Here is a 26,108-nt window from a genome sequence, read left to right on the forward strand (position 1 = left end):
TCAGCCGCGCGTCGACCAGTCGGCCAGGTACGCGTCCATCTCCGCGGCGAGCGCCGCCTTCTCCGGCGCCGGGAGGAAGGATGCGGTCACCGCGTTCTTGGCGATGTCGGTGACGCCGGCCTCGTCGAGCCCCAGCAGGTCGGCCGCGATCTCGTACTCCCGGTTCAGCGTCGTCCCGAACATCGGCGGGTCGTCGGAGTTGACCGTGACGTGCACCCCGGCGTCGTACATCTGCTTGATGGGGTGGTTCTCCAGCACGTCGACAGCCCGGGTCGCGATGTTCGAGGTGGGGCAGACCTCGAGCGGGATCTGGTGCTCCACAAGGTGGGCGACCAGCCGCTCGTCCTGCACCGAGGAGGTGCCGTGGCCGATCCGCTCCGCGCCGAGCTGCTCGAGCGCGTCCCACACCGTCTGCGGGCCGGTGGTCTCGCCCGCGTGCGGCACGCTGTGCAGACCCGCGGCCCGGACCCGGTCGAAGACCTCCTTGAACTGCGGCCGCTCCACGCCGATCTCCGGACCGCCCAGGCCGAACCCGATCAGTGAGTCCGGCGCGTGGTCGAGGGCGTACGTCGCCGTTGCCTCGGCTGCCGGGACGCCGAACTCGCCGGGCACGTCGTAGATCCACCGCAGTCGGATGCCGAGGTCGCGCTCGGCCGCCGTCCGCGCGTCTTCCACGGCCTCCACGAACGCCTCGATCGGCACACCGGCCAGCACCGACGTGTGCGGGGTCAAGGTGAGCTCGGCATAGCGGATGTTCTGCGCCGCCATGTCCCGGGCCACCTCGTAGGTCAGCAGCTGCACGTCGTCGGGCGTCTTGATCAGGTCCACGACGGCGAGGTAGACCTCGATGAAGTGCGCGAAGTCGCGGAACGTGTAGAACTCACGCAGCGCCGCGAGGTCCGAGGGCACCGTGCCGGGGTGGCGTGCGGCCAGCTCCGAGACGATCCGCGGGGAGGCCGAGCCGACGTGGTGGACATGGATCTCGGCCTTCGGCAGGCCGGCGATGAAATCAGCGTGCGACATGGCGGCAAGTCTGCCTCGGGCGCGCACTGCGCCGGATCGCGGGGTCCACCCTGTTTCGGAGTTTCGTGACGGGTAACGCTGACGTGGACGCCACAAAGGTCGAGACCCCGCAAAGTATGAGTTTGCGGGGCCTCTTCCCGCCTTCGGGTTTCCCCGTCGACGTAGATACATTTCTAGCCCGGGGCGGGACCTGCCACCAGGGACTTTGGTCCGTCCCTGCGCGGCCACAGCCAGTGAGCAAGTGGCCCCGGTGGGGGCCGAAGTCAGGACCGGAGGCCCGCCTGGATCGCGGCGTCCATCTTGGTGACCAGCTCGTCGATCGTCTGGTAGTCGATCGTGGTGCCGTCCACCCTCACCGTGGGGGTCGCGGAGACGCCGTCCTTGGTGGACTGGTCGGTGGCGTTCTTCACCCACTGCTCGAACTTCAGGTCCCGGATCGGGCCGGCGACGGCCGACTCCTTCGCGCCGGCCTGGACCGCGAGCGCGATCAGCTCATCGTCGCTGAGGCCCTTGGTGTTCTCCTGCGGCTGCTGCTCGTAGAGCAGGTCGTGGAACTTCGAGGCGACCTCCGGACCCGCCGTGTCGAGCACCGCACCCAGCGCGTTCATGGAGCGGGTGGAGTAGTCGCTGCCGTCGGAGGCACGGTCGAGGAACGAGAGGACCCGGTACTGCACCTGGACGTCCCCGTCGGCGGCGTACTGGTGCAGCGTGTCGCGCGAGGCCTTCTCGAACTCCCCGCAGTAGGGGCACATGAAGTCCTCGTAGACGGTGACCGTCACCGGCGCCGAGGACTTCCCCAGCGGCAACGCATAGCTGTCGACCGCGCCCGCGGGAGGAGTGGTGGCCTGACCGGTGGTGTCCCGGCTGGACTGCACGGCGTAGCCGATGCCGAGCAGCAACGTCAGCACGACGGCGACGACCGCGGTGACGACGTAGGTCCGGCGGCGGCGCTCCCGGCGCTGCTGCTCGAGCAGCACCGCCTTGGCCTGCTCGGACGCCGCCAGTCGCTCGGCGTTGCGGGCTGCCTTGGACTTGCGTTGTGCCATTGCTGCGTTCTGCCTTCTCGTGTCAGCCGATCTCGCCGGGCTCGATCGGGGGAACAGCGCGTTGTCCAGCGCCAGCGGACTTCTCGGACGGTAGACCAACCACGCAGAAAGGATGAAGAGCCCAAAGTCCCGTGCCAGCTCCCAGGGGTACTTGGCCTGCGCGTTCTCGGCGGGACCACCGCCACCCCCGAAGCAGCCGCACTCGATCGACATCCCGCGGGCCCAGGCGGCGGAGATGCCGACGATGAACCCCAGCAGCAGTACGGCGGACAGCACGGCGTTCGCGCGGACGAGCAGCCCCAGCAGCAGGCAGACCCCGACGAGGATCTCGAGCACCGGGAGCGCGTGCCCCACCAGCGGCACCACCGTCTCCGGCAGCAGCCGGTAGGCACGCACCGCGCGGACGTTCTCGGCCGGGTCAGGGATCTTCAGCAGCCCGGCCACCAGCCACACGCCGCCGACCACCAGGCGCGCCCCGACGCCGATCCACCGCATGACCCGCACCCTACGGACGGCCGCTGAGAGAAGCCTGAAGGACCGCTTCGACGGCGTGCCGGGGTCGAGTAGGGTCGCTGACGTGAACGGGAATGACCGACTGGTCTGGATCGACTGTGAGATGACGGGCCTCGACCTCGGCGCGGACGCGCTGATCGAGGTGGCCGCGCTGGTGACCGACTTCGAGCTCAACGTCCTCGGCGACGGGATCGACGTCGTGATCAAGCCTCCCCAGGAGGCGCTGGACCAGATGGACGACTTCGTGCGCAACATGCACACGGTCTCGGGCCTGCTGGAGGAGCTGCCGCACGGCGTGGCCCTCCCCGAGGCGGAGAAGCTGGTGCTGGACTACATCCGTCAGCACTGTCCCGACGGCAGCCGACCGCCGCTGGCCGGCAACACCGTCGCCACGGACCGCGCGTTCCTGGCCCGCGACATGGGCGAGCTCGAGGCGTTCCTCCATTACCGGATCGTCGACGTGTCCTCGATCAAGGAGCTGGCCCGGCGTTGGTTCCCGCGCGCCTACTTCAACGCGCCGGCCAAGACCGGCAACCACCGTGCCCTCGCCGACATCCAGGAGAGCATCGAGGAGCTGCGCTACTACCGCTCCGCGGTCTTCGTTCCCTCGCCGGGCCCCGACTCCACCGCGGCCAAGGCGATCGCCGAGCAGCACGGTGGTTCGCTCACCGGCGCCGGCACCCCCTCCTCCCCCGGTCAGGGCACCCCCGAGGAGCCGGTACACTAGTCGCTGCCTCGGCTTCTCCGGCATCGGAGGGGCCGTCGTGACTGTGGGGCCGCTCCTCGGGCCCCGCGGTGCAGCACATGGTGGGCGTAGCTCAGTTGGTAGAGCGCCGCGTTGTGGTCGCGGATGTCGCGGGTTCAAGTCCCGTCGTTCACCCCAGGTGATGTCTTCGGACATCGGCGTAGCCCGGACCCGTCATGGGTCCGGGCTTTCGCGCTTCCTGAGGCGTCCCGGTCCCGCCCAGGCCAGCTTTTCCGGTTGCCTAGACTCCTTGACGATGACGTCACCGACGCGACAGAGGCGCCGACCCCCGAACGGGGTCGGCCTGCTGCTGTTGTTCGTCGTTCTCGGCGGCGTCTTCGGGATGCACGCCCTCGGGACGCACGGGGTCGCCGGCAGCCACAGCGGCGGCATGACCCACGTCGCCTCGACGTCCGCATCGACGATGGGCGAAGGCTCCCCCATGATGCGCCACGCCGATCTCGTTCGGCCCTCCACGGATCGCACGGCGTTCTCGGCCTCGCCCTCCGCGGGGCAACCGGCCGGAGACTCCTCCACCGTGATGTTGATGTGTGTCGCGGTGCTGGTCGCCTCGGTCCTGCTGCTGGTACGACGAGCCCGGAGAGTCGGCCTCGTCGGTCTGCTGCCCAGGGGCCCCACCGCCGGGCCACGGTCGAGCACCCGCGGCCGTGACCGGGACCCACCCTCGTTGGCCCTCCTGTCCGTCCGACGCTGCTGAGGAGGCAACCCGGGACCACGCCCTGCCGTCGTCCCGGCCCCTCACCACGCCCGCGACCCACCAGGAGACCCACCCCATGAAGAAGACACTCGCCCTCACCGCTGCCCTGCTGGCGGCCACACTCACGCTTTCCGCCTGCGGCAACAGCGACACCGGCGACACCAGCAACGGCTCCGACCAGTTCAACGACGCCGACGTCAGCTTCGCCACGGACATGATCCCGCATCACCAGCAGGCGGTGCAGATGACGGAGATGGCCGCGGACCGCGCCAGCAGCCCCGAGGTGAAGCAGCTCGCCGACGAGATCGCGGCGGCCCAGGGACCCGAGATCGACACCATGACCGGCTGGCTCGAGGCGTGGGGGCAGGAGCTGCCCGCGGACTCGATGGACCACGGCGACATGGGCCACGGCGACGAGGCGGGCGGGATGCCCGGAATGATGGACGCCGACACCATGGACGAGCTCGAGCAGGCCAGCGGGGAGGAGTTCGACGAGATGTTCCTCACCTCGATGATCGAGCACCATGAAGGCGCGATCGAGATGGCCCGCACCGAACAGGCCCACGGGGAGAACCCGGACGCGCTGGCGCTGGCCGAGAAGATCGAGAAGGACCAGCGGGCGGAGATCACCCAGATGAAGGCGATGCTCGGCTCCTGAGCTCGAGGCGCCCGACCCGGATCGTCAGGCCGGGTCAGGCCCGAGCCGCCATCGACGTGACGCCGTCACCTGAGCAGGGCGAGGCCGGAGAACACGACGGCCGAGGTGACGCCGACCAGGATCAGGATGCCCGGAAGCGCGGCGTCCAGGCCGTCTGCTCGGCGTGCCGTGCCGGCCGGATCGTGCGGCAGGTAGGCCACCGCGACGGGGGCGCCGGGCAGCTGCTCGCGCGCCGGAACGACGTGCGGCTCGAACGTCCAGGCGTTCCCGTCGGCGTCGGTGAACCCGACGGTGTACCGCCACGACGGCGAGCCGAGGGCGTAGCCGCGCCACGACGTGGCCACGGCCCCGGTGGTCCGCAGCTCCTCGCCGACACGTCGGGGTCGGAGCGCGATTCCAGCGGCGACGAAGAGGGCACCGACCGCGACGGCGGCGATCACCGGGCGTCGCCCGACGCCGGGTGCCGTGGGCTTTTTGCGCGAACGCTCATGGCGGACAATGGTGCCGCAGCAGCCCTGGTTTTCGTCGCGGTTACGGCCTGGCCGCCGCACGACTGAGCCTCGCCCGACGGTGGCGACCTTCACCGATGTGATTACCGAGACTGGACAAAGGGTAGAAGCCTGCTGATTGCTGCACGTGGCAGCACATAGAGGAGGCATGGCAATGGACATCATCTTCGTCCTGATCGTGGGCGCCATCATCGGCCTGCTCGGCAAGCTGGTCGCCCCCGGCGACAAGGACAACATCCCGATCTGGCTGACGATCCTGTGTGGGATCGGCGGCGTGCTCATCGGCTGGTACATCTACGCAGCCTTCGGCGGCGACCACACCGGCGGCGTCGACTGGGTCCGCTGGATCGTGGCGATCGTCGTCTCGGCCGTGCTCGTCGTGATCGCCTCGACGGTCACCGGCAAGAACACCGCCAAGCGCGTCTGACACCCGAGCGGTCGGCATCCCTGACCTGCCGCTTCCGGAGCCCCGGCACCTGTGGTGCCGGGGTTTCGTGCGTCCGGGCACCTGACGTAGACAGGGCGATGGCCCTGGACTCCCGAGAGATCCAGGGCCATCGCCCTCGTGCTTCCGCTCAGTGCCTCAGCAGGGGTTCACCGAGCTGACCGTGAAGCCCTGAGCGGTGACCGCGGGGTCGCTCACGAGCTGGACCGAGCCGGTCGGCGTGGTGATGCAGGGCGAGTCGAACTCACCGTTCGCCGTACCGGTGTACGTGGCGAGCGTGGTGCCGTTGCCGTCCTTCACGTAGACGTAGTCGTAGTCCTTCTCGAGGTCGAGAAGCGTGAAGTGGAACGAGAACCCGGCGGTGCCGTTGTCGTAGGTCCAGGTGCAGTCGCCCATGTTGCCGTAGGGGTGCGGCGACTCGATCGGCAGCGAGGCGGTGGCGTCGCCCACGCACGGCGGCGGCGGCGGGGTGCCCGGCGTACAACCCTTGTGGACCCCGACGGCGTCCCACCCGGCAGCGACGGCCTTGGTGTCCTTGCCGCCGGCGACGGCGACGGTCGCGTTGCGGGCGTCGCAGAAGTTGGCGTACTCCGGCAGCGAGGTGAAGCCGGCGTAGTAGATCTGCGCCGCCTTGTCGAGACCGAGGGCGGGCACCCGGACGCCGCAGTCCTCGGTGTGCGTGGCCGGACGGAGGGCTGTGGCCTTGCAGCCGGCGTTCTGGCCGCCCTTGACCGTCAGGTAGTAGGCGTGGTTGGCGATGCCGCTGTTGCTGTGCACGCCGCCGCTGTCCGCGGTGCCGGTGTACTTCTCGACCAGGTGGTCCGGGTCGCCGAACTCGGCGGGGTCGCCCATGTTGCGGAAGCCCGCAGTCGCCGGGGTGGAGGCGTTGATGACGTCCTCACCGATCCGGAAGTCGGGGGTGGCGGCCGGGTCGAGGCCCTTCTTCGCGGCGTAGAACTCGATGGTATTGCCCATCATGTCGCTGAAGGCCTCGTTGAGCGCTCCGGACTCGTTCTCGTAGATCAGCCCGGAGGTGAACTCGGTGACGCCGTGGGTGAGCTCGTGCCCGTCGACGTCCAGACCGCCCGAGAGCGGCAGGCAGCCCTTCCCGTCCCCGTCGCCGTAGGTCATGTAGGAGCCGTTCCAGAACGCGTTGCAGTAGTTACGGTCCCAGTGCACGATCGAGATGATCTTCATGCCCTGGCCATCGATGCTGTTGCGGCCGAACACGTCACCGTAGAAGTCGTCGACGACGTTGGCGTAGTACTGCGCGTCCACACCGGGAGCCTGGCTGTCGCCGATCATCTTCGGCAGGTTGTAGTCCCAGAGGTCGTTGTCGTCGGTCATCAGCGTGGCGCTCTTGGTGGTGTTGGCGGCGGTGTACGTCGCCTGCCGACCGTCGGCGCTCTTCAGGGCGAACCGGCCGGTGCCGGCGTCCTGGCTGGTGAGGATGGTCTTGGTGTCCCCCTTGACCCCGGTGCCCTCGCCGTGCGCGATCGCGTCGAACGCCTTGATCACCTTGCCGTTGCCGGCGTTGACCCAGCGGACCGGGCGGGAGGCGTCGCGGATGCTCTCCACCTGGTAGAACTGCCGACCGGTGTCGGGGTCGATGCGCAGCGTGGTCGACCACTGGCCGCGGGTGCCGACGCGCTTCTCGACGATGTCGCGGGCCTGGCCCTTGCCGAGGTTGCGCTGGTTGCTGGCTTCGAGGCCCGGGAAGTAGGCGCCGATCACCGACTCGGTGCGGCCGCTGGCGCCGGTGAGGGTGGTGAGCTGACCGCCGAAGACGGAGGCACCGTCGACGTACTGCTGGTAGCGGGTCTGCGTGCGGCCGTCGGGGAGCGTGGCGCTCCACAGCTCGCGGACGTCGCCGGGCAAGGCGAAGGCGTCGGCGTCGGCGCCGCTGAGGGCGAAGGAGCCGGCGGGGTGGGTGGCGGTCCGGTCGGAGCTGGGCTCGGCCGTCGACGAGCTCGCGGTGGCGAGGGTCGAGAGGGCGAGCAGCACCGAGGCGGAGATCGCTGTCAATGAGCGATGACGCATGGGGTCTTCCTCCAGGGGTTCTGCTGAGCGCCGCCGATCGGGCGGCGCGGAACCTGGTCACGTTATGTCGCGACCTGACCGGGATGGACCCCTCGGCAGTTGCATGTTCGTGCATTTGCAACAACCTGCAGAACTGCGGACGGCGCCGGCTCCACCTGGCCAGGTGGAGCCGGCGCCGTCCGCGCTCGCGCTCAGCCCTCGACGACCTCCGTCGGCGCACCGTGCACGGCGGGGATCTGACCCATCCGGCCCTTCTGGAAGTCCTCGTAGGCCTGCATGACCTCGGCCTTGGTGTTCATCACGAACGGCCCGGCCCAGGCCACCGGCTCACGGATCGGCCGACCACCGAGCACCAGCACCTCGAGGTTCGGCGAACGACTCTCCTGGCGCTCCGCGGCACTGACGGTCACGAAGTCGCCGGCGCCGAGCACGGCGAGCTGACCGGCACGGATCGGGCGGCCCTCGACACCGACGCTCCCCTGCCCGGCGAGCACGTAGACCAGCGAGTTGAAGTCCACCGACCAGGGCAGGTCCAGGCGCGCCCCCGGGGCCAGGGTCGAGTGCACCATCGCCATCGGGGTGTGCGTGGTGCCGGGACCGCGGTGGCCGGCGACGTCGCCGGCGATCACGCGGACCAGTGCCCCGGCGTCGTCGGTGGCGAGCAGGCCGAGCTCACCGGAGCGGAGGTCCTGGTAGCGCGGCGTCACCATCTTCTGCTCGCCCGGGAGGTTCACCCACAGCTGGACGCCGTGGAAGAGGCCGCCGGACTGCACCAGCCACTCGGGGGGTGTCTCGATGTGCAGCAGTCCGGAGCCGGCGGTCATCCACTGGGTGTCGCCGTTGGTGATGGAGCCGCCGCCGCCGTGGCTGTCGTGGTGGTCGAAGACGCCGTCGATGATGTAGGTGACGGTCTCGAACCCGCGGTGCGGGTGCCAGGGGGTCCCCTTCGGCTCACCTGGCGCGTACTCGACCTCACCCATCTGGTCCATGTGGATGAACGGGTCGAGGTGGCGCAGGTCCACCCCGGCGAAGGCACGGCGCACGGGGAAGCCCTCGCCCTCGTAGCCCTGCGGCGCGGTGGTGACGGACACGACCGGGCGCACGGTGTCCCCCAGCCCGGGCCCCGGGACGCGGGCCAGGACGGTGAGGTCTTCGACGGTGACAGCGGGCATGGAGTGCCTCCTCGGACGTGGTTCCCACAAGTTTAGTTGAAAAGTGAACCACTCGCCAGGGGGAACCATTCCCGGGGCCGGGGGGCGCGGTTCGGTAGCGTGCCACCGTGACTTCCCAGCAGCTCTCCGACAAGTACGACGTGATCATCGTCGGCGGCGGGCACAACGGCCTGACCGCGGCCGCCTACCTCGCGAAGGCCGGCGTCTCGGTGCTGCTGCTCGAGCGGCTCGACCACACCGGCGGCGCGGCCGTCAGCACCCGGGCCTTCGCGGGCCTGCCGGCACGCCTGTCGCGCTACTCCTACCTGGTCAGCCTGCTCCCCCAGCAGATCATCAGCGACCTCGGTCTCGACGTGGAGCTCCGCTCGCGGACGACCGCGTCGTACACCCCGGTGGTCCGCGACGGCCGGCACACCGGCCTGCTCGTCGAGCGCCCGGAGGCCGCGGCGACCGCCGAGTCGTTCCGCAGCCTCACCGGGTCCGACCAGGAGTACGACGCGTGGCGGAGGTTCTACGGCGAGGTGTCGGACTTCGCCGAGGTGGTCGCGCCGACCCTGCTGGAGCCGCTGCGCACCGCCCGCCAGGTCCGGGAGATGGTCGAGGCCGACACCTGGGAGCAGCTCGTGGAGCAGCCGCTGGGGGCGGCGATCGAGAAGCGCTTCGCCGACGACACCGTCCGCGGTGTGGTCGCCACCGACGCCCTGATCGGCACCTTCGCGGGCATGAACGACGAGTCCCTGGTGCAGAACCGGTGCTTCCTCTACCACCTGGTCGGCAACGGCACCGGCGAGTGGCGGGTGCCGGTCGGCGGCATGGGGGCGGTCACCGACGCGCTCGCCGTCGCGGCCCGCAACGCCGGTGCGACCATCGTCACCAACGCCGGGGTGAGCGGCATCGAGACCGACGGCAGCACCGCCACGGTCACCTGGCACGCCGGGGATCGGTGGCAGTCGGCCGAGTGCGACTTCGTGCTCTCCAACGTCGCACCGTGGGTGCTGCAGGTGCTGCTCGGCGAGGACCCCGGCGAGCGCCCCGAGGGCTCGCAGCTCAAGGTGAACCTGCTGGTGGAGCGGCTCCCCCGGTTCAAGTCCGGCGTGACCCCCAAGGTCGCCCTGTCCGGCACCTGCCACGTCGCCGAGGACTACAGCCAGCTCGAGGAGGCCTACCAGCAGGCCGCCGCCGGCGAGCTGCCGACCGTGCAGCCCGGCGAGATCTACTGCCACTCGCTGACCGACCCCTCGATCATGGGCACCCTGGCCGTCGACGGCCTGCACACCCTCACCTACTTCGGGGTGCACACCCCGGCCCGGCTGTTCGCGACCGACCTCGACGGCCAGCGCGACCGCGCCACCGAGCACGCGCTCGACGCGATCAACGAGCACCTCGAGGAGCCGATCGAGTCGCTGCTCGTCCTGGACAAGAACGGCCACCCGTGCCTGGAGACCAAGGCGCCCCAGGACATCGACGAGGCGCTGGCGATGCCGGGCGGGCACATCTTCCACGGCGACCTGACCTGGCCGTGGGCCCCGAACCGGGCCCGGCTGGAGACGCCGGCGCAGCGCTGGGGCGTGGCCACCGAGCACGCCAACATCCTGCTCTGCGGCTCCGGTGCCCGGCGCGGCGGCGCCGTCAGCGGCATCGGCGGCCACAACGCGGCGCAGGCCGTGCTCGAGGCGCGCCGGTCGGGCTGACGCCGCCCGCCGCCAGGCAATGCCGCGGCTCCCGACCCGCGAGGGGCCGGGAGCCGGACGGCTCACACCTGGGAGGGGTCGACCTCCACGATCGGGTCGCTCGTCGGCCGCTTGGCCGGCTCGCCCGCCGGCTCGATGGTGATCGCCACCTTCGTACCCTTCGGCGGCATCGGCATCGAGGCGCCCTTCACCTTGCCCTCGAGCGCGATCACCGGGCTCGGCAGCTCCCCGGTGATCGACCACACCTGGTAGACTTTGCCGGCCTCGAGCGGCTTGAGGTCACGTGCGTCGACGGCCATCTCGTTGCGCCCGGGCGACGTGGCCACCCGGACCTGGCCGTACGGCGTGTCCACGGAGGCCTCGTGGTGGTCCGCGGCCGAGAAGACCTCGGACACCCCGGCCGCCATCGGCGTCTGGTCCTCGCCGAGCTGGGCGATCCCGATGGCACCTCCGCCGACCAGGACCACCGCCGCGGCCGCTGCGGCCAGCCAGGTGCGACGCGGACGACGACGTACCGCGGCCAGCTCGACCACCGGGGCGCGCTCCTCCGCCACCGGCGCGGTCTGCTCGGTCACCGGGGGCGGCAGCTGGGGGGTGCGGTCGGCGGCGGCCAGCACCCGCGCCTTGAGGGAGGCCGGCGGCACGACCGCTTCGCTGGCGCCCATCGAGGCGGCGGCCTGACGCAGCTCGCGGACCTCCTCGCAGCAGACCGCGCAGGCCTCGAGGTGGGTGCGGAACGCCGCCGCTTCCTCGGCACTCAGCGCGTCGAGTGCGTAGGCGCCGGAGAGAGTGTGCAGCTCGGTGCTCATGACGCCCCTTCCAAACAGTCGCGGAGACGGATCAGTCCGTCTCTCATCCGGGTCTTGATCGTGGGCAGCGGCTTCTCCAGGAGAGTCGCGACCTCGTTGTAGGTGTAGCCGTTGAAGTAGGCCAGCCGCACCGACTCCAGCTGCAGGTCGGTGAGCGTCTGCAGGCAGTCCCGGACCGCGCCGTGCTCCTCGGCGGCGATCACGGCCTCCCCCGGCTCGTCGTGCACCACCTCGTCGGGTGCGGCCTGCTGGTCGCTGCGCTTGGCGGCCTCGTTGCGGCGTACGGCGTCGACCGCGCGGCGGTGCGCGATGGTCATCACCCAGGTCTTGCCGCGCCCGAGGTCCCGGTTGAAGCCGGCCGCCTTGCGCCAGACCTCGAGGAAGACCTCCTGCGTCACGTCCTCGGCGCGCGCCGGGTCGCGGACGACCCGTCGAGCCACGCCGTACACCGCGGAGGACAAGGCGTCGTACAACGCCTCGAACGCCTGCGAGTCACCGCGTGCCACCTGTGACATCAACGTGTCGACGTCCGGCGGTTCCGTGGACGAAACGAGCCGCAAGCCCGGTTCCGCCATGTTCTCCTCCTCGTTCACAGCCTGAGGTTAGTTCGCCGGTGCGCCCGCCATGGATGGGTGCGGGCAAAAAGTTCTTGGCACCGCCGCCAGACGCAGATTGCCGCTCGGTCGTCGTCGGGGGTCATGATGGGGGGATGAATGACACCGGCACGGTCGAAGGCACCCTGCGCGCCAAGAAGGCGGAGCTGGAGTCCCAGCTCGCAGCCTGGTCGGCCAAGCCGGAGGAACAGGGCTCGATCTCCTTCGGCAAGCGGGTCGGCGAGGGTACGTCGATGGCCGTGGAACGGCTGTCACAGGTGGCGGCCTACGACCAGCTCCAGATCACCCTGGCCGACGTGGACCGGGCACTGGCCAAGGTTGGCGACGGCAGCTACGGCCGCTGCGACGTCTGCGGCAAGCCGATTCCCGAGGGCCGGCTGGAGGCACTCCCCTGGGCGGTGCTCTGCGTCGAGGACGCCGCCCGCCGCTGACCTGGCCGGGGCGGGCCCGCCGGCACTGCCTCGATTTCTTGGCCGCGCGATGCGCTGCTAGAGTTCCTCTCGCTTCACGCGCCATTAGCTCAATTGGCAGAGCAGCTGACTCTTAATCAGCGGGTTCGGGGTTCGAGTCCCTGATGGCGCACCCATTCCAGTTCGGGCCCCCTCATGCGGTGGCCATCTTCGGTTGCGAGCCGGACGTCGGTCGGGTGCCGTATCCCAGCGCCGTCAACAGTGGTCCTTCGGCAGGGGCGCGGAAGGCCCTTCCCGTGTAGGGATGGTCCATGACCGACGACCGGGACCCTCCACCGACGACCGACGTGCAGGCCCGCGGGCGCTCCCGGCGGGATCCCCTCGGCCTGATCAGCGGTGGTGAGGGGATCCTGACGGGCACGGTGGTCTGCGCCGCCGTCATCGCCTACGGCGCCGGGCACGTGCAGTCCACCGCCGAGCTGTGTGTCGCCATCTTCGGCACTGTGCTCATCTACTGGCTGGCCCATCTGCATGCCCGCACGCTCGGCTCCTCCGTCGCCCACGGTCACCACCCCCTGGTGGCGCTGCGGTCGGCCGTCAGGGAGACCTGGCCGATCGCCGGCGCCTCCGTGCTGCCGATCCTCGTCCTGCTTGTCGCCGAGATCGCCGGAGCGTCGCTTCGCACCGCGGCCTGGGTGGCGCTGATCGCCACCATCGCCCTGCTCACCGGCTACAGCTACCTGGCCGGTGCCCGCAGCGGCCTGGGCACCTGGGGCAGGGCCGCGAGTGCCGCAGTCGGCGCCGGAATCGGGATCCTGGTGGCCCTGCTGAAGGTCGCCCTGCACTGAGCGAACGGACGACCGGCGATCGCCGGGCGGCCTCTGGCACTAGGGCCGACGGCCTGAAGCGGCTCGACCAGGCTCGGCGCGCGAAGCGGCGGCGTCGACCAGGAAGGTCGCCATCGGGCCCTTCCCCTTCACCTGGATCGTGCCGCGGGGCCGGATCGCGAACTCAGGGCCGAGCGCGGTGGCCACCCGCTCGGTCACCTGGATCTCACCCGGTGTGCCGTGGGACTCCATCCGGCTCGCGGTGTTCACGGTGTCGCCCCACAGGTCGTAGATGAACTTGCGCCGGCCGATCACCCCGGCGACCACCGGGCCCGAGTCGATGCCGATCCGCACCGAGAGCCAGTCCTGGCCGGTCCGGCGGGCGATTGCGCCGATCTCGTCCCGCATGGCGAGCGCGGCCCGGGTGACCGCCTCGAGGTGGTCCGGGCGTGCCTCGGGCAGCCCGCCGGCCAGCATGTACGCGTCGCCGATCGTCTTGATCTTCTCCACGCCCTCCGCGTCGGCGACCCGGTCGAAGGCGGAGAAGATCACGTTCAGCAGGTCCACGACGTCCTCGGCGGCCATCACCACCGACCGCTCGGTGAAGCCCACGAGGTCGGCGAAGAGCACGCTCACCGCGTCGTGGTGCTCGGCGATCGCACCGCTGTCGCGCTTCAGCCGCTCGGCGATCGGCCCGGGCAGCACGTTGAGCAGGAGCCGCTCCGACCGCTCCCGTTCCGCCTGGAGCGCGCGGTGCGCCCGCTCCCGCTGCTCCACGAAGTACCCCAGCATCACGTACGCGCAGAGGGTGACCCCGACGACGTTGAGCACGAAGAAGGTGGTGACGAACCTCGTGGGCAGCACCGCCGGTGACCGGGCGAACCGTGCGTCGAGCAGCCCGAGCACCACGAGCTCGGCGAAGAACACCACCAGCCACACCACCGAACGGCGCAGACCCAGCAGGGCGAGCGCCGCGAGCGGGGTGAAGATCGACCACAGGACCATGGCGCTGGAGGCCACGAAGCCGCCGAGGGAGACCTGCAGGAGACCGGGCAGCAGCAGATAGGCGACGAACTGCGTCGTCCGGAAGAGGTCGAACCGCCGTCCCCGCGCCAGCACGACGAGCCCGACGACTGTGACCAGCTGGTAGAAGGCCGGAATCGCCGCCGACACCGGGTAGCCGTAGCCGGAGTACGTGATCACCCAGACGGTGGCGAGGACGGTGATCAACGCCGACGCGAAGATCAACGTGCCCTGGCGAAGCCGCTCGTCGTGGGAGTCCTCCGGACGCGCGCCCAGGTCGGCCAGCCGCTCGAGCACGCGGAGGACCGACCGCTGTGCTCCGAGCCGTGGCGGGCCGGAGATGACGTCCGATGCGGCCACCCGCCGATGCTAGGGCGGCGCCCGCTCACAGCGACAGGCACGAACGGGTCAGGTGCCCGGGAACCGGGCCGGACTAGGGGTGCTCGGGCCCGCGGGGTGCGTCTACGGTGCGCGACAGCTGTGGATACGTCCCGCGGTAGCCCATCGGTCTCGCGACCACGCTCAGCAGGGCGAACATGACCCGCTGCACAGCGGGCGGCGGGCTTCGGAACTGGACTGTGTCTGCGAACTCTCGGCCGAACATGGCCAGCTGGAGAGGATCGGGCATGCCCTTCGCGTTGGTATGGCCGAGCTGTGCGAGCCCGAAGAGGGTCTCGATGCCGTGCATGAACCGCTCACCCGGTCGGGCTTCGACCCGCACCAGCGCGTCGACGTCGGCGGCGTTCCACCAGTCGTGCCACTGACCGGGGCGGACCTCGCTGGTCCGCCCTTCGACAAGAACCGAGGTGGCGCCGTCGAGCAGGACGGTCAGCTCACCCCGAAGGACGGTGAAGCGCTCGAGCATGCTCGGGTGTCGATGCTCGCCGGCCACCCGCGACCCCACCATGGCGGTGAGCTCCGCGACGACACAACCCTCCGGGTTCTGCCACGGCAGCTCGAGGAGTCGCGCCCGCTCGCGGGTGACAGGGTTCTCCCAGATCTCGCCGACCCGGATGGGCGGGAGGTCGAGAACCGGGGTGGACGCGGGATGCGACACGTTCTTCAGGTTAGATCCACCGCATCGTCCCGGCAACGGCCGTTGGGTCGGTCAGTTGCTCGAGGCCTCGATGCGCTCCTTCACGCCGCGCATGAACGACTCGGTGAGGCGGGCGGTGAGCAGGTCACCCAGGTAGCCCAGGGGCGGCACGCCCCAGATCGACCGGGACCGGTGCTCCAGGGTCACCTTGGTCCCGGTGCCCTCGGGCTCGAAGTCGTACTTCCAGGTGCCCACCATGGCGCTCGAGGACTTCTCGGTGATGTGCTTGTTCGGCACGACGTCGGTGTAGACGTCGAAGATCTCGAACGGCACCCCGGCGATCTTGGTGCGGTAGGCGGCGTAGGTGCCGGTTCCCTCCTCGGTCATCCTCAGCTCGCGAATCTCCGCGCTGACCGGGTTCAGGTCCGCCAGCTTCCTCGGGTCGACGAAGAAGTCGAAGACCCTGTCGACCGGTGCCTCGATGTGGGCGATGGTCTGCATGCCACTCAGCTCCTCTCTCGATGCCGGCTCCACGCTAGGAAGACCGGCCGGAGGCGAACAGAGTCGAACGACATGCCAAGCATGCTTGATGATCGGGCCCCGGTGATCGAAGTCGGGACGTCCTCCGCGTCCGCCGGATCCGGTCAGCCATGAGGTGGCGAGCCGGGGGCGTCGGGCGGACCCGCGGGCCGCGCACCGGAGCCTCGCCCACGCCACAACGAGCGGCCGGTCCAGGTGCGACGCGCCTTCACCGGCGGCGGATCGGGCGGGGTCGTGGGAACCTCGCCGACCAGCTCGTAGCGGTGGCCGTAGGTCTCGATGACCGCCTGGGTCGCGGCGACCACCGGGACGGAGACCAGGGCGCCGACAGGTCCGAACAGCTTGGCGCCGACGACCACCGCCCCGAACGCGACCGCCGGGTGCACCTGCATCGTCGCGGCGGTGACCCGCGGGGCGAACAGGTAGTTCTCGACCTGCTGGTAGACGGTGCCGAAGAGCACGACCCAGACGGCGTCGATCGGCTGCCCGGCCAGGGCGATCAGTGCGGGCACGGCGATCGCCAGGTAGGTGCCCAGCGTGGGGATGAACTGGGAGACCAGGCCCGTCCAGATCGCCAGCGGCATCCAGTAGGGCACCCCGATGAGGTAGAGGAAGATCCCGGTGAAGATCGTGCTGAGGACGGCGAGGATCAGCCGGGAGACCACGTAGCCGCCGGTCTTCTCCACCGAGATCTCCCAGACGGTCGAGATCACCCGCTGCTGGCGGGGCGGGAACCAGCTCGAGACGGTGTTGCGCAGCTGCGGCCCCTCCGCAGACATGTAGAACGCGAACAGCATGAGGGTCAGCGCCTGGAAGACCAGTCCGACCAGCGAGGAGAGGATGCCGAAGACACCGGGGGTGAGGTCCTGCGCCAGCTGCTGGATCCGATCCGGCGTCAACCGCAGCGAGTCGTTGATGTCGGCGGCCCGGAACTGCGTCCCCAGCACCCCGTTGACCCAGTCCACCACGTCACTGATGAGCGTGGGCAGCGAGGTGACCAGGCCGGTGAGCTGGTCGACCAGGAGCGTGCCGAAGACCCCGACGAAGGCGATCGCGGATGCGGTGAGTCCGAACATGACCAGCCCGGTGGCGGCCCCGCGACGTAGGCCGTGCCGGACCATCATCTCGACGGCCGGCTCGACGGTGATGCTGAACAGCCAGGCCAGGAAGACCACCGCGAGGAAGTCACTGAGGCTGTGCAGCATCCAGTGCGCGATCTGGTAGGCCGCCACCGCCGCCAGGACGAAGACCACTCCGCGTCTCAACCACGCGGGTGGCAGGTCGACCAACCGTCCGAGGTCCCAGCCCCGGGCGGTCGGAACGTCCTCGGGCTGTGTCCCCTCGGGCCCGGTCACCGAGCGTCCTTCCGGACGTGCACCGGTTCCACCGCCGCTCCGGCAGCAGCAAGCCCGGTCGCGCCCCGCCCGCTCATGTGCCCAGCCTCAGACCCCCTGACCAAACCGCCAAGAGACGAACGTCCCGGCCCCCCGGCGGCGGTGCGCACACCGGGTCGCGCGTTCCACCCGGGCCTTCGGCCGCCCGCGCCGGACGCCTACCGGCTGGGAGTGAAGCGCGCCGTCGCAGCCGGGGTCGGGACCGCACTCGGCGTGGCCGAGGTGGCCGTGGGGGACGGGACGCCGCTCTGCGACGCGCTCAGTGACGGCGTCGGCGTCGGCGAGGTCTGGGCCTCCGACGGGGTCGCCTCCGGCGTCGGAGTAGGCGTCGCCGTGGGGCGCTCAGTCGACACGGACGGGGTGGGCGAGGGTGTCGGGCTCGGTGACGGCTCCGGACGGCTGTCGCCGCCCACGAGACCGGGCACCGAGGTCCGCGGTCCGTTGCTGTCGGTTCCCCCGGTGTAGCTGGACACGGCCCGGCCCGTAATGATCTCGAAGCCCACGATGATCACCATCGCGGTCACGAACAGGGCGGCGGCGGCCACCAGGAGTCGCCGCCACGGCAGGCCCCTCAACGTCTCGCGCCAGGTCGCCCGTGGGTCGGGGTCCCCGGTGTCCTCGAGGGTGAGCTCGGCCCGTTGCAGCTGCTGCTCCGCCGCGTCGAGCCGGTCCTCGGCGCGCGGCCGGTCCTGGGCGAGGTCGGCCGCGGCCTCCCCCAGGTGGGTCTGCGCACGACGTACCCGGGCCCGGGCCAGGGCCGCGGCGGCGACCCGGTCCCGGCTCACGCGCAGGTAGTGGGAGTAGACCGAGCTGCCGACCGTGGCGGCCACGCTGCCCAGGGCCGCGCCGATGATCGTGCCGGCGACCCCGATCGTCGAGAGCAGCACCGCGGAGGACACAGCGGCCAGAGCACCGGCCGAAGCCTGTACCCAGTTGATGTCGATCCTGTGGTGCTCGTCAGTCACTTCACCCAGTGTCAGGGGTGCCCCGGGTGAGACCCAACCGTGCTCGCCATGGGCCAGACCACCCCGGCTTTCGAGCCGCGAAGTCCATGAGATCTCGGTCACCACTCAGGCGATGAACCGCGGCTCCTCACCGTCGGGGTCCGCGGCCTGGAACTTGGCGAGGACCTGCCTGATCTGGTCATGCATGTCGGCCTCGTCGTGGCTGAACGCTCCCAAGTAGGCCCGGAGGGCATGACGCGCCATCTCGAGCTCGGAGTCGGTGAGATGGATGGTGTTCACAACTCCAGGCTAGATCTCGGAGGGGTCGACCGCCCGGGACCAAGGGCACTGCCTGCGTAGGCCCTTTCGTCACATTCTGACGGGGAAGGGAGGGGCCGTCATGTCCGTGGCGACGACGCAGGGCCTGACCTCCGCCGAGGCAGTCCGTCGCCGCGAGGAGCACGGACCGAACCGGCTGCCGGCTCCGGAGCGGCCGTCCGCGGCCCGGCGACTGGCCGGGGAGCTCACGCACTTCTTCGCGTTGATGCTCTGGGTCGCCGCGCTGCTCGCCCTGGTCGCGGGCCTCCCCCAGCTCGGCATCGCGATCATGGCGGTGATCGTGCTGAACGCGGTCTTCGCCTTCATCCAGCAGGAACGGGCGGACCGGGCCGCCGACCGGCTGCGCGAGATGCTGCCGACCCGGGTGTCGGTCTGGCGCGACGGTCGCCGCCGGGTGGTCGAGGCGGACGACGTCGTGGTCGACGACGTGCTGCTGCTGGAGAGCGGCGACCGGATCCCGGCGGATGCCGCCGTACGGACCGAGAACCGCCTGCTGGTGGACTCCTCGATGCTCACCGGGGAGAGCGTGCCGCGCGGGGCGCGGGTCGACGACCCGCTCTACGCCGGCACCTTCGTCGTCGAGGGCGACGCGCGCGCGGTCGTCACCGCCATCGGCGAGGAGACCCGGCTGGCCGGCATCGCCAGGCTCGCCACCTCCTCGCACAAACCGGACACCCCGCTGACCCGGGAGCTGAAGAAGGTGGTGCGGCTGGTCGCCGCGATCGCACTCGGAGTCGGGGGGCTGTTCCTGCTCATCTCGCTGCTCGTCGGCAACTCGCTGCAGGACGGCTTCGTCTTCGCCATCGGCGTCACGGTGGCACTGGTGCCCGAGGCGTTGCTCCCCACGGTGACACTGTCCCTGGCCTGGGGGTCGGAGCAGATGGCCAAGCGGCAGATCCTGGTCCGCAACCTGGAAGCGGTCGAGACGCTCGGCTCCACGACGTTCATCTGCACCGACAAGACCGGCACGCTGACCCGCAACCAAATGACGGTCGTCGAGGCCTGGACGCCGGCCGGCTCGGTGACGGTCAGCGGCTCGGGCTACGACCCGCAGGCACGGCTCGCCTGGTCCGCGCCCACAGCGCAGGGCCCGGGGCTCGAGCTCGCGATCGCCGGCATGCGCTGCTCCACCGGCTACGCGGTGCGGTCCAAGGGCGCCTGGGAGGCCCACGGCGACCCGATGGAGGCCGCCCTCGACGCGTTCGCCCGGCGTCAGGGGGTCGACACCGACGAGGATCGGCGGCTGCACCCGGTGGACCTGCGCTTCCCCTTCGACCCCCGACTGCGGCGGATGTCGGTGGTGGTCGATGACGCCGTGGTGGTCAAGGGCGCCCCGGACAGCGTGCTGCCGCTCTGCCAGGACGCCGTGGACGCCCACGCCGTCGTGCAGGCGCTCACCGCGCGCGGGCTCCGGGTCCTCGCCGTCGCCACCAGGCCGTGCGGCGCCCGCACCCCCACCGGCCCCGACGACCTCGGCGTGCACCTGCGCCTGCTGGGTCTCGTCGCGTTGGAGGACCCACCGCGCGAGGAGGTCGTCGAGGCCCTGGCTGCTTGCCGCCGCGCCGGCGTGAGCGTGGCGATGGTCACCGGTGACCACCCCGCGACCGCCGCCGCGATCGCCGACGAGGTCGGGTTGCGGCGCCCCGGCGCCCCGGTCCTGATCGGCGCGGAGCTTCCCGAGAACGACCGGATCCTCGCCGCCCACCTGGACCACGACGGCCTGGTCGTCGCCCGGGTCTCCCCGAGGACAAGCTCCGGATCGCGAAGGCGCTGCGCACCCGCGGGCACGTGGTCGCGATGACCGGCGACGGGGTCAACGACGCCCCGGCGCTGCACGAGGCCGACATCGGGGTCGCGATGGGCCGGTCCGGCACCGACGTCGCCCGCGAGGCGGCCGACCTGGTGCTGCTCGACGACTCCTTCGCGAGCATCGTCGCCGGAATCGAGCAGGGCCGCGCGACGTACGTCAACATCCGCCGGTTCCTCACCTACCACCTGACCGACAACGTCGCGGAGCTCACGCCGTTCCTGGTCTGGGCGCTGTCGGGCGGCAGCTTCCCGCTCGCGCTGGGCGTGCTGCAGATCCTGGCCCTCGACCTCGGCACCGACACCCTGTCCGCCGTCGCCCTCGGTGCCGAGCCACCGGCACCGCACCTGCTGGACGGCCCGCCGGTCACCGGCCGGCTGATGAACCGCACCGTGCTGCGGCGGGCGTTCGGGCTGCTGGGTCCGTTGGAGGCGACGATGTCCATGCTGGCGTTCGTGGTCTGCCTGCTGACCGCCGGCTGGACCGTCGGGAGTGCCTTCCCCTCCGGCCACCAGCTGACCGCCGCCTCCGGCGCCGCGTTCCTGACCGTCGTGGTCGCCCAGTCCGCGAACGCGTTCGCCTGCCGCAGCTCGACGCTGTGGCCCGGCGCCCTCGGCTGGTCGACCAACCGGCTGCTGGTCCCGGCCATCTCCGCGGGCGCGGCCTTCTCCCTGGCGCTCCTGCTGGTGCCGCCCCTGGCCCGCGTGCTCGACCAGAGCACACCCCCGCTGGTCGGCTGGGTGATCGCGTTGCTCGCCGCCCCGACCCTGATCGGGGTCGACGCCCTGGACAAGTCGATCCGGTCCCGGCGCCCGCGACCCGCGCACCAACGCTGAGCCCGGCAGTCGCCGCCCCACCTGCGCGCGACGCGTGGTCCCCCTTCCCGGCGGCGGCCCGGCCCGGAATATCCGTGGCCCTGGGCCCCTTCACGCTGCATGGAGATCGAGCAGGCACTGCAGGCGGCACGCCGTCACCACCAGTCGACCCTCGCCACGCTGCGCAACGACGGCCGTCCTCAGCTGTCCAACGTGCTGCACGGCGTCGGGGACGACGGCATCATCCGGATCTCGACGACCGCGGACCGGGCGAAGTACGCCAACCTCCGGCGTCGGCCCTGGGCGGCGCTCCACGTCAACGGCGACGACTTCTGGTCCTACGCCGTGCTCGAAGGCGACGTGACCCTCTCGGCCGTCGCGGCCTCCGCCGAGGACGACACGGTCGAGGAGCTGGTCGCGCTCTACCGGTCGCTGCAGGGCGAGCATCCCGACTGGGCCGACTACCGCGCCGCGATGGTCCGCGAGCGGCGCCTGGTCATCCGGCTCCGTCCCACGCACGCCTACGGCCTGCTGCGATGACCGGGGCGGGTCAGCCGATCGTCACGACGCTGGAGCCGTCCGCCGCCGCCACGGTCCTGCTGCCCAGGTAGCGGACCCGCAGGGTGCGCTCGCCGGCGGGCAGGTCCCGGGTGACCGAGCGCGCCCGGCCCTCCACCAGCGGCAGCTGGGCGAGGAGCCGGCCGCCCGACCAGATCCGGACCAGACCCTCGACCGGTGCGACCGCGGCCGCGGAGACCTTGACGACCACCTTGACCTTGCCGGTGCCGGGGACCGCGCGCAGCCTCATGACGGGCTCGGACCTGACCACGCCGGTCGCAGCGGTCCGGGTCCGCAGCGGGGTGTAGCCCGGCCGGGCGTACGTGAGCACCCCGCGGATCCGAGCGCCGAGGTCCTCGGCGGTCAGCTGGTACGTCGGGGCGGTCGCGCCGTCGATGCGCGCGCCGTCGCGCTGCCACTCCACGACCACGGACTCCGCGTCCGGCGTCGCCGCGGGGACCTCGAGGGCGAGGGGCTCCGCCAGCCGCGGCACGCCGGTGATCGACGGCGTCTCGACCGGTGCGAACGTGCCGGGGTCGACCGGGCCGACCGGGCCGGTGTTGAGCCGGACCAGGTCGTAGCCCTCACGTCTGGCCGTGGCCCGCACCGTCAGGCTCTTTCCCACCAGGTCGGGTCCGACCGCGAGGCTGGGCGAGGTGGCTCCGCGGACGGCGACCCCGTCGGCGTACCACTTCAGGTTCACCCGGTCCGGCGTCGGCGACCACTGCCCCGACGTGGCGGTGACGGTGCCGTCGACGACCGGATCGCCGCTGACCACCGGCGGCACGGTGTTCACCAGCTGCCCGGGCAGGACCGCTGCGGTCCCTGCGGACGTCGCCGAGGCCACCGCGTACCCCAGCGCGGACGCGGTCACCCGGACCGCGATCGTCGAGCCCTCGAGGTCGGGGGCCGGCGTGAACGTGGCCGAGGTGGCGCCGGGGATGTCCGCTCCGTCGGCCAGCCACTGGTAGGACAGCGTGGGTGTGACCGGCGACCAGGTGCCGGCCGTCGCGGTCAGGACGCTGCCGACCTTGGCGACTCCGGTGATCGTCGGGCCGGTTGTGCTGCGCAGTGCCACGTCGTTGAAGTGCACGAAGCCGCTGGGCCAGCCGCGTCCCGACTTGGTGATCCGGGCCCAGGAGAAGTCCCCGCCCCAGCTGTCCTGGGAGACGACGATCTCGGTGGCGGACACCACCTGCTCGACGTAGGCCACGTGGCCCGCGGAGCCGGCCGGCCACACGCCGGCCTTCCACCACGCCACCGCGCCGACCCGCGGCGTCGCGTCCGTGATCGAGGCCATCGCGCTGCCCCAGTTCGTCGCGTTGCCGCTGCCGGACCACGGGCGGGTGTTCGGCAGCCCGCTCTTGACCATCCGGTAGGCCGCGTAGTTCGTGCAGTTGTGGCCTGAGTACATCCGCCAGTACATCGTCGAGCTGACCGAGGCGTAGCCCGCGGAGCTCATGCCGGCTCGTGCGCACGCGCTGTAGCCCAGGCAGAGCCGCGTGGAGTCCGCCGAGGCCGGAGCGCTCAGCGGTCCGGCGAGCCACGAAAGGGCGAGCATCAGGCTGGTGAGGGCGCCGACGAGGCGCGAGCGATGAGACACGGATGGGAGTGTAGTGACGAAATAGCACATGAGTGAAGAGTTGGGAAAATTGTCAAGCGCGACACGCGTGGCGTCGCACTCTTCTCGGCGTCCGGTTCGGCGCGGTTCTCAGATGGAGTCGGAGTGCCGCACGGCGCCGGGGTCGATCACGAGATACGGGTCGCCCAGGGCACCGAGCAGCCTCCCGTCCGGGTGCAGCACCGGCCCGTCCTCGAGATCGGCCACCAGGACGGTGACGTTGTCCCGCCCGCCGTTGGCCAGTGCCGCGTCGACGAGGGCCGAGGCCGCCTCCTGCGGGTCCGGGAGCCCCAGGGCGCGGCCCATCTCGGCCTCCGCGACCAGGTCGGAGAGCCCGTCGCTGCACAGCATCAACCGGTCCCCGACCCGCAGGTCGGCCTGGAAGACGTCCGGCACCGGGTCGGAGTCGGCGTCCACCGAGCGCAGCACCACGGAGCGGTAGGGGTGGGTCGGCACCTGCTCACGGGTGAGCTGCCCTTCGTCGATCAGCGCCTGCACGACGGTGTGGTCGGTGGTCAGCTGCTCCAGCCGTCCCTCCCGCCACCGGTAGCCGCGCGAGTCACCGATGTGGGCCATCACCACCTCGTCGCCGTGGGCCAGCGCAGCGGTCAGGGTGGTGGCCATCCCGGTGCGACCGGGATCCGCCTCCACCCCGGCCCGCAGCTGCTCGTGCGCGACCCGGACGGCGTCGGTGAGCAGCTGCCGCAGGTCTCGGGAGGCGGCGTCCGCGGACAGCGCGCTGACGACGTACGCCGTCGTGGCCGACGCGACCTCGCCCGCGGCCGCCCCGCCGACGCCGTCGGCGACCAGCTGCAGGTACGGCCCCGCGAACCCGGAGTCCTCGTTGTTGTCGCGGACGAGACCGACGTCCGAGCGCGCGCCGGAGGCGAACCTGAGCATCCCGAGAGCCTTCCTGGCGAGCAGTGGACCCTCAGGTTACGGGTGGATCTGGGCCAGGCACAGCCGGAGGGATTGCCGGGCGTGGCCGCTGGGCACACGTGCGCCATGTCGCAGATCCAGCACGGGACCGCCACGGGCTACGAGTCGGGCGGTTGCCGGTGCACGGAGTGCCGTGAGGCGGCCATGAGCGCACGCCGCGAAGTTCGACTGCGGCGGCGGCAGCGGGTGGCCGAGGGGGACCGCCCGGTGGCTCACGGCACCTGGGCCGGCTACCTCACCGACAAGTGCCGGTGCGAGCTCTGCCGGGCGTTCCGCTCGGCGTACATGAAGGACTACCGCGCCCGGAAGGCCGCCGCCCGGCCCTGATCGGTGGCTGCGCGTGAGGCGATGATTGCGTTCACGCATTCATCCCGGCCGCGCTGGGTAGTCGGTCTCCATGGAGAACCCCGCACCGCTCGCCACCGTCGACACCAGCACCGCCGTCCTGCTCGCCCTGTGCTCGACGCTGGTGCTCGCCGCCCTGCACCTGCTCGCCTCCCGGATCCGGAAGCTGCCGCTGGTTCCTCAACGGGCCACGGTGTCCTTCGCCGGCGGCCTGGCGGTCTCCTACGTCTTCCTGCACCTCCTGCCCGAGCTCGCCGAGGGCAACGAGAACCTCAAGGAGCTCTTCGGCGAGGGCGGTTCGCCCACCCCGCTGCTCGAGCTGGGGATCTTCTTCGTGGCCCTGGTCGGCTTCTGCCTCTTCTACGGCCTCGAGCGGCTCGCCGAGCGCGTCACCGGCGGCCAGGCGGCGAGCGTGGCACGGGAGCTCGCCTACGCCAGGACCGGTGCCGGCGGACCGGACCAGGCCGGCCCCGCCGCGACCGTGCCGCCGGCCGCCGCGGACCCGGCCGGCTCCGGCGACCGCACGGCCGTGTTCTGGCTGCACCTGGGCAGCTACCTGCTCTACAACTTCGTCATCACCTACACGCTGCCGCTCACCTACCGCACCGGTGTCGCGTTCGCGGTGCTGTTCACGGTGGCGATGGGCTTGCACTTCGTGCTCTCCGACCGGGGCCTGGAGGAGCACTACGGAGCGCAGTTCGACCGGCCGCTCCCCCGTCTTCTGCTCGCCGGGGCGCTGCTCGTCGGCTGGGGCGCCGCCGCGCTCTTCGCGCCCACGCACGCGGTCACCGTCAGCGTGCTGACCGCGTTCCTCGCCGGCAGCGTGCTGCTCAACGTGTTCAAGGAGGAGATCCCCGCGGCCCGCAGCTCCTCGCTGGCCTGGTTCCTCACCGGACTCGGTTTCTACGCCGCCCTGCTGGCGACGATCACCTACCTCGGCGAGGGCTGATCGGCTCCGCGAGCACGGCGGTCAGGGTGGCGGCCACCGTCGCACCGAGGAGCACGCCACCGACCGCGTCGATCGGGAAGTGCGCGCCCTGGCGGACCCGCACCCACGCGCAGACAGCGGCCACGGTGACGGTGGCGGCGTTCACCGACCGGGGCAGGAACGGGGCTGCGAGCAGCACCCCGGTGGTCGCGATCGCGGCGTGGCCGGAGGGTACGACGGACCCTCGGTCGGCGCGTCGTCGCGCAGCTCGACCTCGTCGTCGACCCGGGCCGGACGCGGACGTTGCAGGATCTTCTTGAGGCCGACCTCCAGCGCCTTCTCCAACGGCAGCGCGCAGGCCGCCCTCAACGCCAGGTGCGGCCGCCCGGTGGCCAGCCCGCCCACCGCCAGCACCGGCAGCGTCCACGGGGTGCCGAGCTGCTGAGGCACGCGGAGGACCGCGTGCCGCCGGGCCCCGTGGTTGGCCGTCGAGAACACGGCCTGCTCCACCGGACCCGGGCGGCCGCGGAACAGCACCCCGGTCCCGACGTACGCCCCCGCGGCGAGCACGGCGGTCCCGCTCACGCGACTCATCCGAT

At 71.2% G+C, this 26,108-nt stretch carries 29 protein-coding genes and 2 tRNA genes; 14 read left to right on the top strand and 17 right to left on the bottom strand.

The window, feature by feature from the left end:
* On the bottom strand, positions 1-1,023 hold the full coding sequence (locus H9L09_RS03020) for an adenosine deaminase (protein ID WP_187579281.1): 1,023 nt from the start codon (positions 1,021-1,023) through the stop codon (positions 1-3).
* Between the two features lie 263 nt (positions 1,024-1,286).
* Positions 1,287-2,564 carry a MauE/DoxX family redox-associated membrane protein gene (locus H9L09_RS03025; RefSeq protein ID WP_187579282.1) on the bottom strand — a complete coding sequence of 426 codons (1,278 nt, stop codon included), beginning with the start codon at positions 2,562-2,564 and terminating at the stop codon, positions 1,287-1,289.
* A 121-nt stretch (positions 2,565-2,685) separates the two neighbouring features.
* On the opposite strand from H9L09_RS03025, the gene orn reads away from it, so the two are divergent.
* The 4 genes from orn to H9L09_RS03045 all read left to right on the top strand — a co-directional run bounded on the left by orn (position 2,686) and on the right by H9L09_RS03045 (position 4,703).
* Entirely contained in the window at positions 2,686-3,309 is a 624-nt protein-coding gene (gene orn / locus H9L09_RS03030; RefSeq protein WP_246456431.1) for an oligoribonuclease, read from the top strand.
* Positions 3,310-3,389: 80 nt separating this feature from the next.
* A tRNA-His gene (locus H9L09_RS03035) sits at positions 3,390-3,465 on the top strand.
* 118 nt (positions 3,466-3,583) lie between these two features.
* Positions 3,584-4,045: a DUF6153 family protein gene (locus H9L09_RS03040; RefSeq protein ID WP_187579284.1), complete on the top strand. Its 462-nt coding sequence runs from the start codon at positions 3,584-3,586 to the stop codon at positions 4,043-4,045.
* A 76-nt stretch (positions 4,046-4,121) separates the two neighbouring features.
* Positions 4,122-4,703: a DUF305 domain-containing protein gene (locus tag H9L09_RS03045; RefSeq protein WP_187579285.1), complete on the top strand. Its 582-nt coding sequence runs from the start codon at positions 4,122-4,124 to the stop codon at positions 4,701-4,703.
* Positions 4,704-4,768: 65 nt separating this feature from the next.
* On the opposite strand, the gene H9L09_RS03050 is transcribed toward H9L09_RS03045, so the two are convergent.
* Entirely contained in the window at positions 4,769-5,143 is a 375-nt protein-coding gene (locus H9L09_RS03050) for a hypothetical protein (protein ID WP_187579286.1), read from the bottom strand.
* Between the two features lie 223 nt (positions 5,144-5,366).
* Here H9L09_RS03050 and H9L09_RS03055 point away from each other — a divergent pair, with 223 nt between their 5' ends.
* Positions 5,367-5,639, top strand: a complete 273-nt coding sequence (locus H9L09_RS03055) for a GlsB/YeaQ/YmgE family stress response membrane protein (protein ID WP_187579287.1) — start codon at positions 5,367-5,369, stop codon at positions 5,637-5,639.
* A 156-nt stretch (positions 5,640-5,795) separates the two neighbouring features.
* Here H9L09_RS03055 and H9L09_RS03060 read toward each other — a convergent pair whose 3' ends face one another.
* Both H9L09_RS03060 and H9L09_RS03065 read right to left on the bottom strand, forming a co-directional pair.
* Positions 5,796-7,697 (bottom strand): M4 family metallopeptidase, encoded by a 1,902-nt coding sequence (locus tag H9L09_RS03060; protein ID WP_187579288.1) that lies wholly within the window; start codon positions 7,695-7,697, stop codon positions 5,796-5,798.
* A 191-nt stretch (positions 7,698-7,888) separates the two neighbouring features.
* Complete coding sequence (locus tag H9L09_RS03065; RefSeq protein WP_187579289.1) at positions 7,889-8,869, bottom strand: pirin family protein; 981 nt, start codon at positions 8,867-8,869, stop codon at positions 7,889-7,891.
* Between the two features lie 107 nt (positions 8,870-8,976).
* Here H9L09_RS03065 and H9L09_RS03070 point away from each other — a divergent pair, with 107 nt between their 5' ends.
* Positions 8,977-10,560: a phytoene desaturase family protein gene (locus H9L09_RS03070; protein WP_187579290.1), complete on the top strand. Its 1,584-nt coding sequence runs from the start codon at positions 8,977-8,979 to the stop codon at positions 10,558-10,560.
* Between the two features lie 62 nt (positions 10,561-10,622).
* On the opposite strand, the gene H9L09_RS03075 is transcribed toward H9L09_RS03070, so the two are convergent.
* Complete coding sequence (locus tag H9L09_RS03075; protein ID WP_187580637.1) at positions 10,623-11,369, bottom strand: anti-sigma factor; 747 nt, start codon at positions 11,367-11,369, stop codon at positions 10,623-10,625.
* Complete coding sequence (locus tag H9L09_RS03080; protein ID WP_246456433.1) at positions 11,366-11,884, bottom strand: sigma-70 family RNA polymerase sigma factor; 519 nt, start codon at positions 11,882-11,884, stop codon at positions 11,366-11,368. Before H9L09_RS03080 ends, H9L09_RS03075 begins: the two co-directional genes overlap by 4 nt.
* Positions 11,885-12,078: 194 nt before the next feature.
* On the opposite strand from H9L09_RS03080, the gene H9L09_RS03085 reads away from it, so the two are divergent.
* From H9L09_RS03085 to H9L09_RS03095, 3 genes are all read left to right on the top strand, one after another.
* A complete protein-coding gene (locus H9L09_RS03085; RefSeq protein ID WP_187579291.1) occupies positions 12,079-12,414 on the top strand; it encodes a TraR/DksA family transcriptional regulator in 336 nt (111 codons plus the stop codon).
* A 78-nt stretch (positions 12,415-12,492) separates the two neighbouring features.
* Positions 12,493-12,565: transfer RNA gene (locus H9L09_RS03090), tRNA-Lys, on the top strand.
* 139 nt (positions 12,566-12,704) lie between these two features.
* Positions 12,705-13,241 (top strand): hypothetical protein, encoded by a 537-nt coding sequence (locus H9L09_RS03095; protein ID WP_187579292.1) that lies wholly within the window; start codon positions 12,705-12,707, stop codon positions 13,239-13,241.
* A 39-nt stretch (positions 13,242-13,280) separates the two neighbouring features.
* Here H9L09_RS03095 and H9L09_RS03100 read toward each other — a convergent pair whose 3' ends face one another.
* From H9L09_RS03100 to H9L09_RS03125, 6 genes are all read right to left on the bottom strand, one after another.
* Entirely contained in the window at positions 13,281-14,603 is a 1,323-nt protein-coding gene (locus H9L09_RS03100) for an adenylate/guanylate cyclase domain-containing protein (protein ID WP_187579293.1), read from the bottom strand.
* Positions 14,604-14,676: 73 nt separating this feature from the next.
* Entirely contained in the window at positions 14,677-15,300 is a 624-nt protein-coding gene (locus tag H9L09_RS03105) for a cupin domain-containing protein (RefSeq protein ID WP_187579294.1), read from the bottom strand.
* Positions 15,301-15,351: 51 nt separating this feature from the next.
* Positions 15,352-15,780 carry an SRPBCC family protein gene (locus H9L09_RS03110; RefSeq protein WP_187579295.1) on the bottom strand — a complete coding sequence of 143 codons (429 nt, stop codon included), beginning with the start codon at positions 15,778-15,780 and terminating at the stop codon, positions 15,352-15,354.
* A 143-nt stretch (positions 15,781-15,923) separates the two neighbouring features.
* Positions 15,924-17,174, bottom strand: coding sequence for an AI-2E family transporter (locus H9L09_RS03115; protein ID WP_223164195.1), 1,251 nt, complete (start codon positions 17,172-17,174; stop codon positions 15,924-15,926).
* A 197-nt stretch (positions 17,175-17,371) separates the two neighbouring features.
* Complete coding sequence (locus H9L09_RS03120; protein ID WP_187579296.1) at positions 17,372-18,178, bottom strand: hypothetical protein; 807 nt, start codon at positions 18,176-18,178, stop codon at positions 17,372-17,374.
* A gap of 105 nt (positions 18,179-18,283) precedes the next feature.
* Positions 18,284-18,457: a hypothetical protein gene (locus H9L09_RS03125; RefSeq protein WP_187579297.1), complete on the bottom strand. Its 174-nt coding sequence runs from the start codon at positions 18,455-18,457 to the stop codon at positions 18,284-18,286.
* 100 nt (positions 18,458-18,557) lie between these two features.
* Between H9L09_RS03125 and H9L09_RS03130 the strand changes: the two genes are divergently transcribed.
* From H9L09_RS03130 to H9L09_RS03135, 3 genes are all read left to right on the top strand, one after another.
* Complete coding sequence (locus H9L09_RS03130; RefSeq protein ID WP_223164196.1) at positions 18,558-20,297, top strand: cation-translocating P-type ATPase; 1,740 nt, start codon at positions 18,558-18,560, stop codon at positions 20,295-20,297.
* Entirely contained in the window at positions 20,285-21,139 is an 855-nt protein-coding gene (locus H9L09_RS21845) for an HAD-IC family P-type ATPase (protein WP_281390817.1), read from the top strand. Before H9L09_RS03130 ends, H9L09_RS21845 begins: the two co-directional genes overlap by 13 nt.
* A 99-nt stretch (positions 21,140-21,238) precedes the next feature.
* Positions 21,239-21,658 (top strand): PPOX class F420-dependent oxidoreductase, encoded by a 420-nt coding sequence (locus H9L09_RS03135; RefSeq protein ID WP_187579298.1) that lies wholly within the window; start codon positions 21,239-21,241, stop codon positions 21,656-21,658.
* Between the two features lie 10 nt (positions 21,659-21,668).
* Here the strand turns inward: H9L09_RS03135 and H9L09_RS03140 are convergent, their stop codons facing one another.
* Both H9L09_RS03140 and H9L09_RS03145 read right to left on the bottom strand, forming a co-directional pair.
* Positions 21,669-23,279, bottom strand: a complete 1,611-nt coding sequence (locus H9L09_RS03140; protein ID WP_187579299.1) for a CHAP domain-containing protein — start codon at positions 23,277-23,279, stop codon at positions 21,669-21,671.
* 108 nt (positions 23,280-23,387) lie between these two features.
* Positions 23,388-24,197, bottom strand: a complete 810-nt coding sequence (locus tag H9L09_RS03145; RefSeq protein ID WP_187579300.1) for a PP2C family protein-serine/threonine phosphatase — start codon at positions 24,195-24,197, stop codon at positions 23,388-23,390.
* A 183-nt stretch (positions 24,198-24,380) separates the two neighbouring features.
* Here H9L09_RS03145 and H9L09_RS03150 point away from each other — a divergent pair, with 183 nt between their 5' ends.
* Both H9L09_RS03150 and H9L09_RS03155 read left to right on the top strand, forming a co-directional pair.
* A complete protein-coding gene (locus tag H9L09_RS03150; RefSeq protein ID WP_187579301.1) occupies positions 24,381-24,563 on the top strand; it encodes a hypothetical protein in 183 nt (60 codons plus the stop codon).
* Positions 24,564-24,633: 70 nt separating this feature from the next.
* Positions 24,634-25,530, top strand: coding sequence for a hypothetical protein (locus tag H9L09_RS03155; RefSeq protein ID WP_187579302.1), 897 nt, complete (start codon positions 24,634-24,636; stop codon positions 25,528-25,530).
* Here H9L09_RS03155 and H9L09_RS21850 read toward each other — a convergent pair.
* Positions 25,508-25,708 (bottom strand): phosphatase PAP2 family protein, encoded by a 201-nt coding sequence (locus H9L09_RS21850; protein WP_246456230.1) that lies wholly within the window; start codon positions 25,706-25,708, stop codon positions 25,508-25,510. The genes H9L09_RS03155 and H9L09_RS21850 overlap by 23 nt on opposite strands.
* A complete protein-coding gene (locus H9L09_RS21855; RefSeq protein WP_246456231.1) occupies positions 25,672-26,094 on the bottom strand; it encodes a hypothetical protein in 423 nt (140 codons plus the stop codon). The genes H9L09_RS21850 and H9L09_RS21855 overlap by 37 nt, the downstream gene beginning before the upstream one ends.
* Between the last annotated feature and the right edge of the window lie 14 nt (positions 26,095-26,108).

The sequence above is a fragment of the Nocardioides mesophilus genome, assembly GCF_014395785.1.
GTDB lineage: Bacteria > Actinomycetota > Actinomycetes > Propionibacteriales > Nocardioidaceae > Nocardioides_B > Nocardioides_B mesophilus.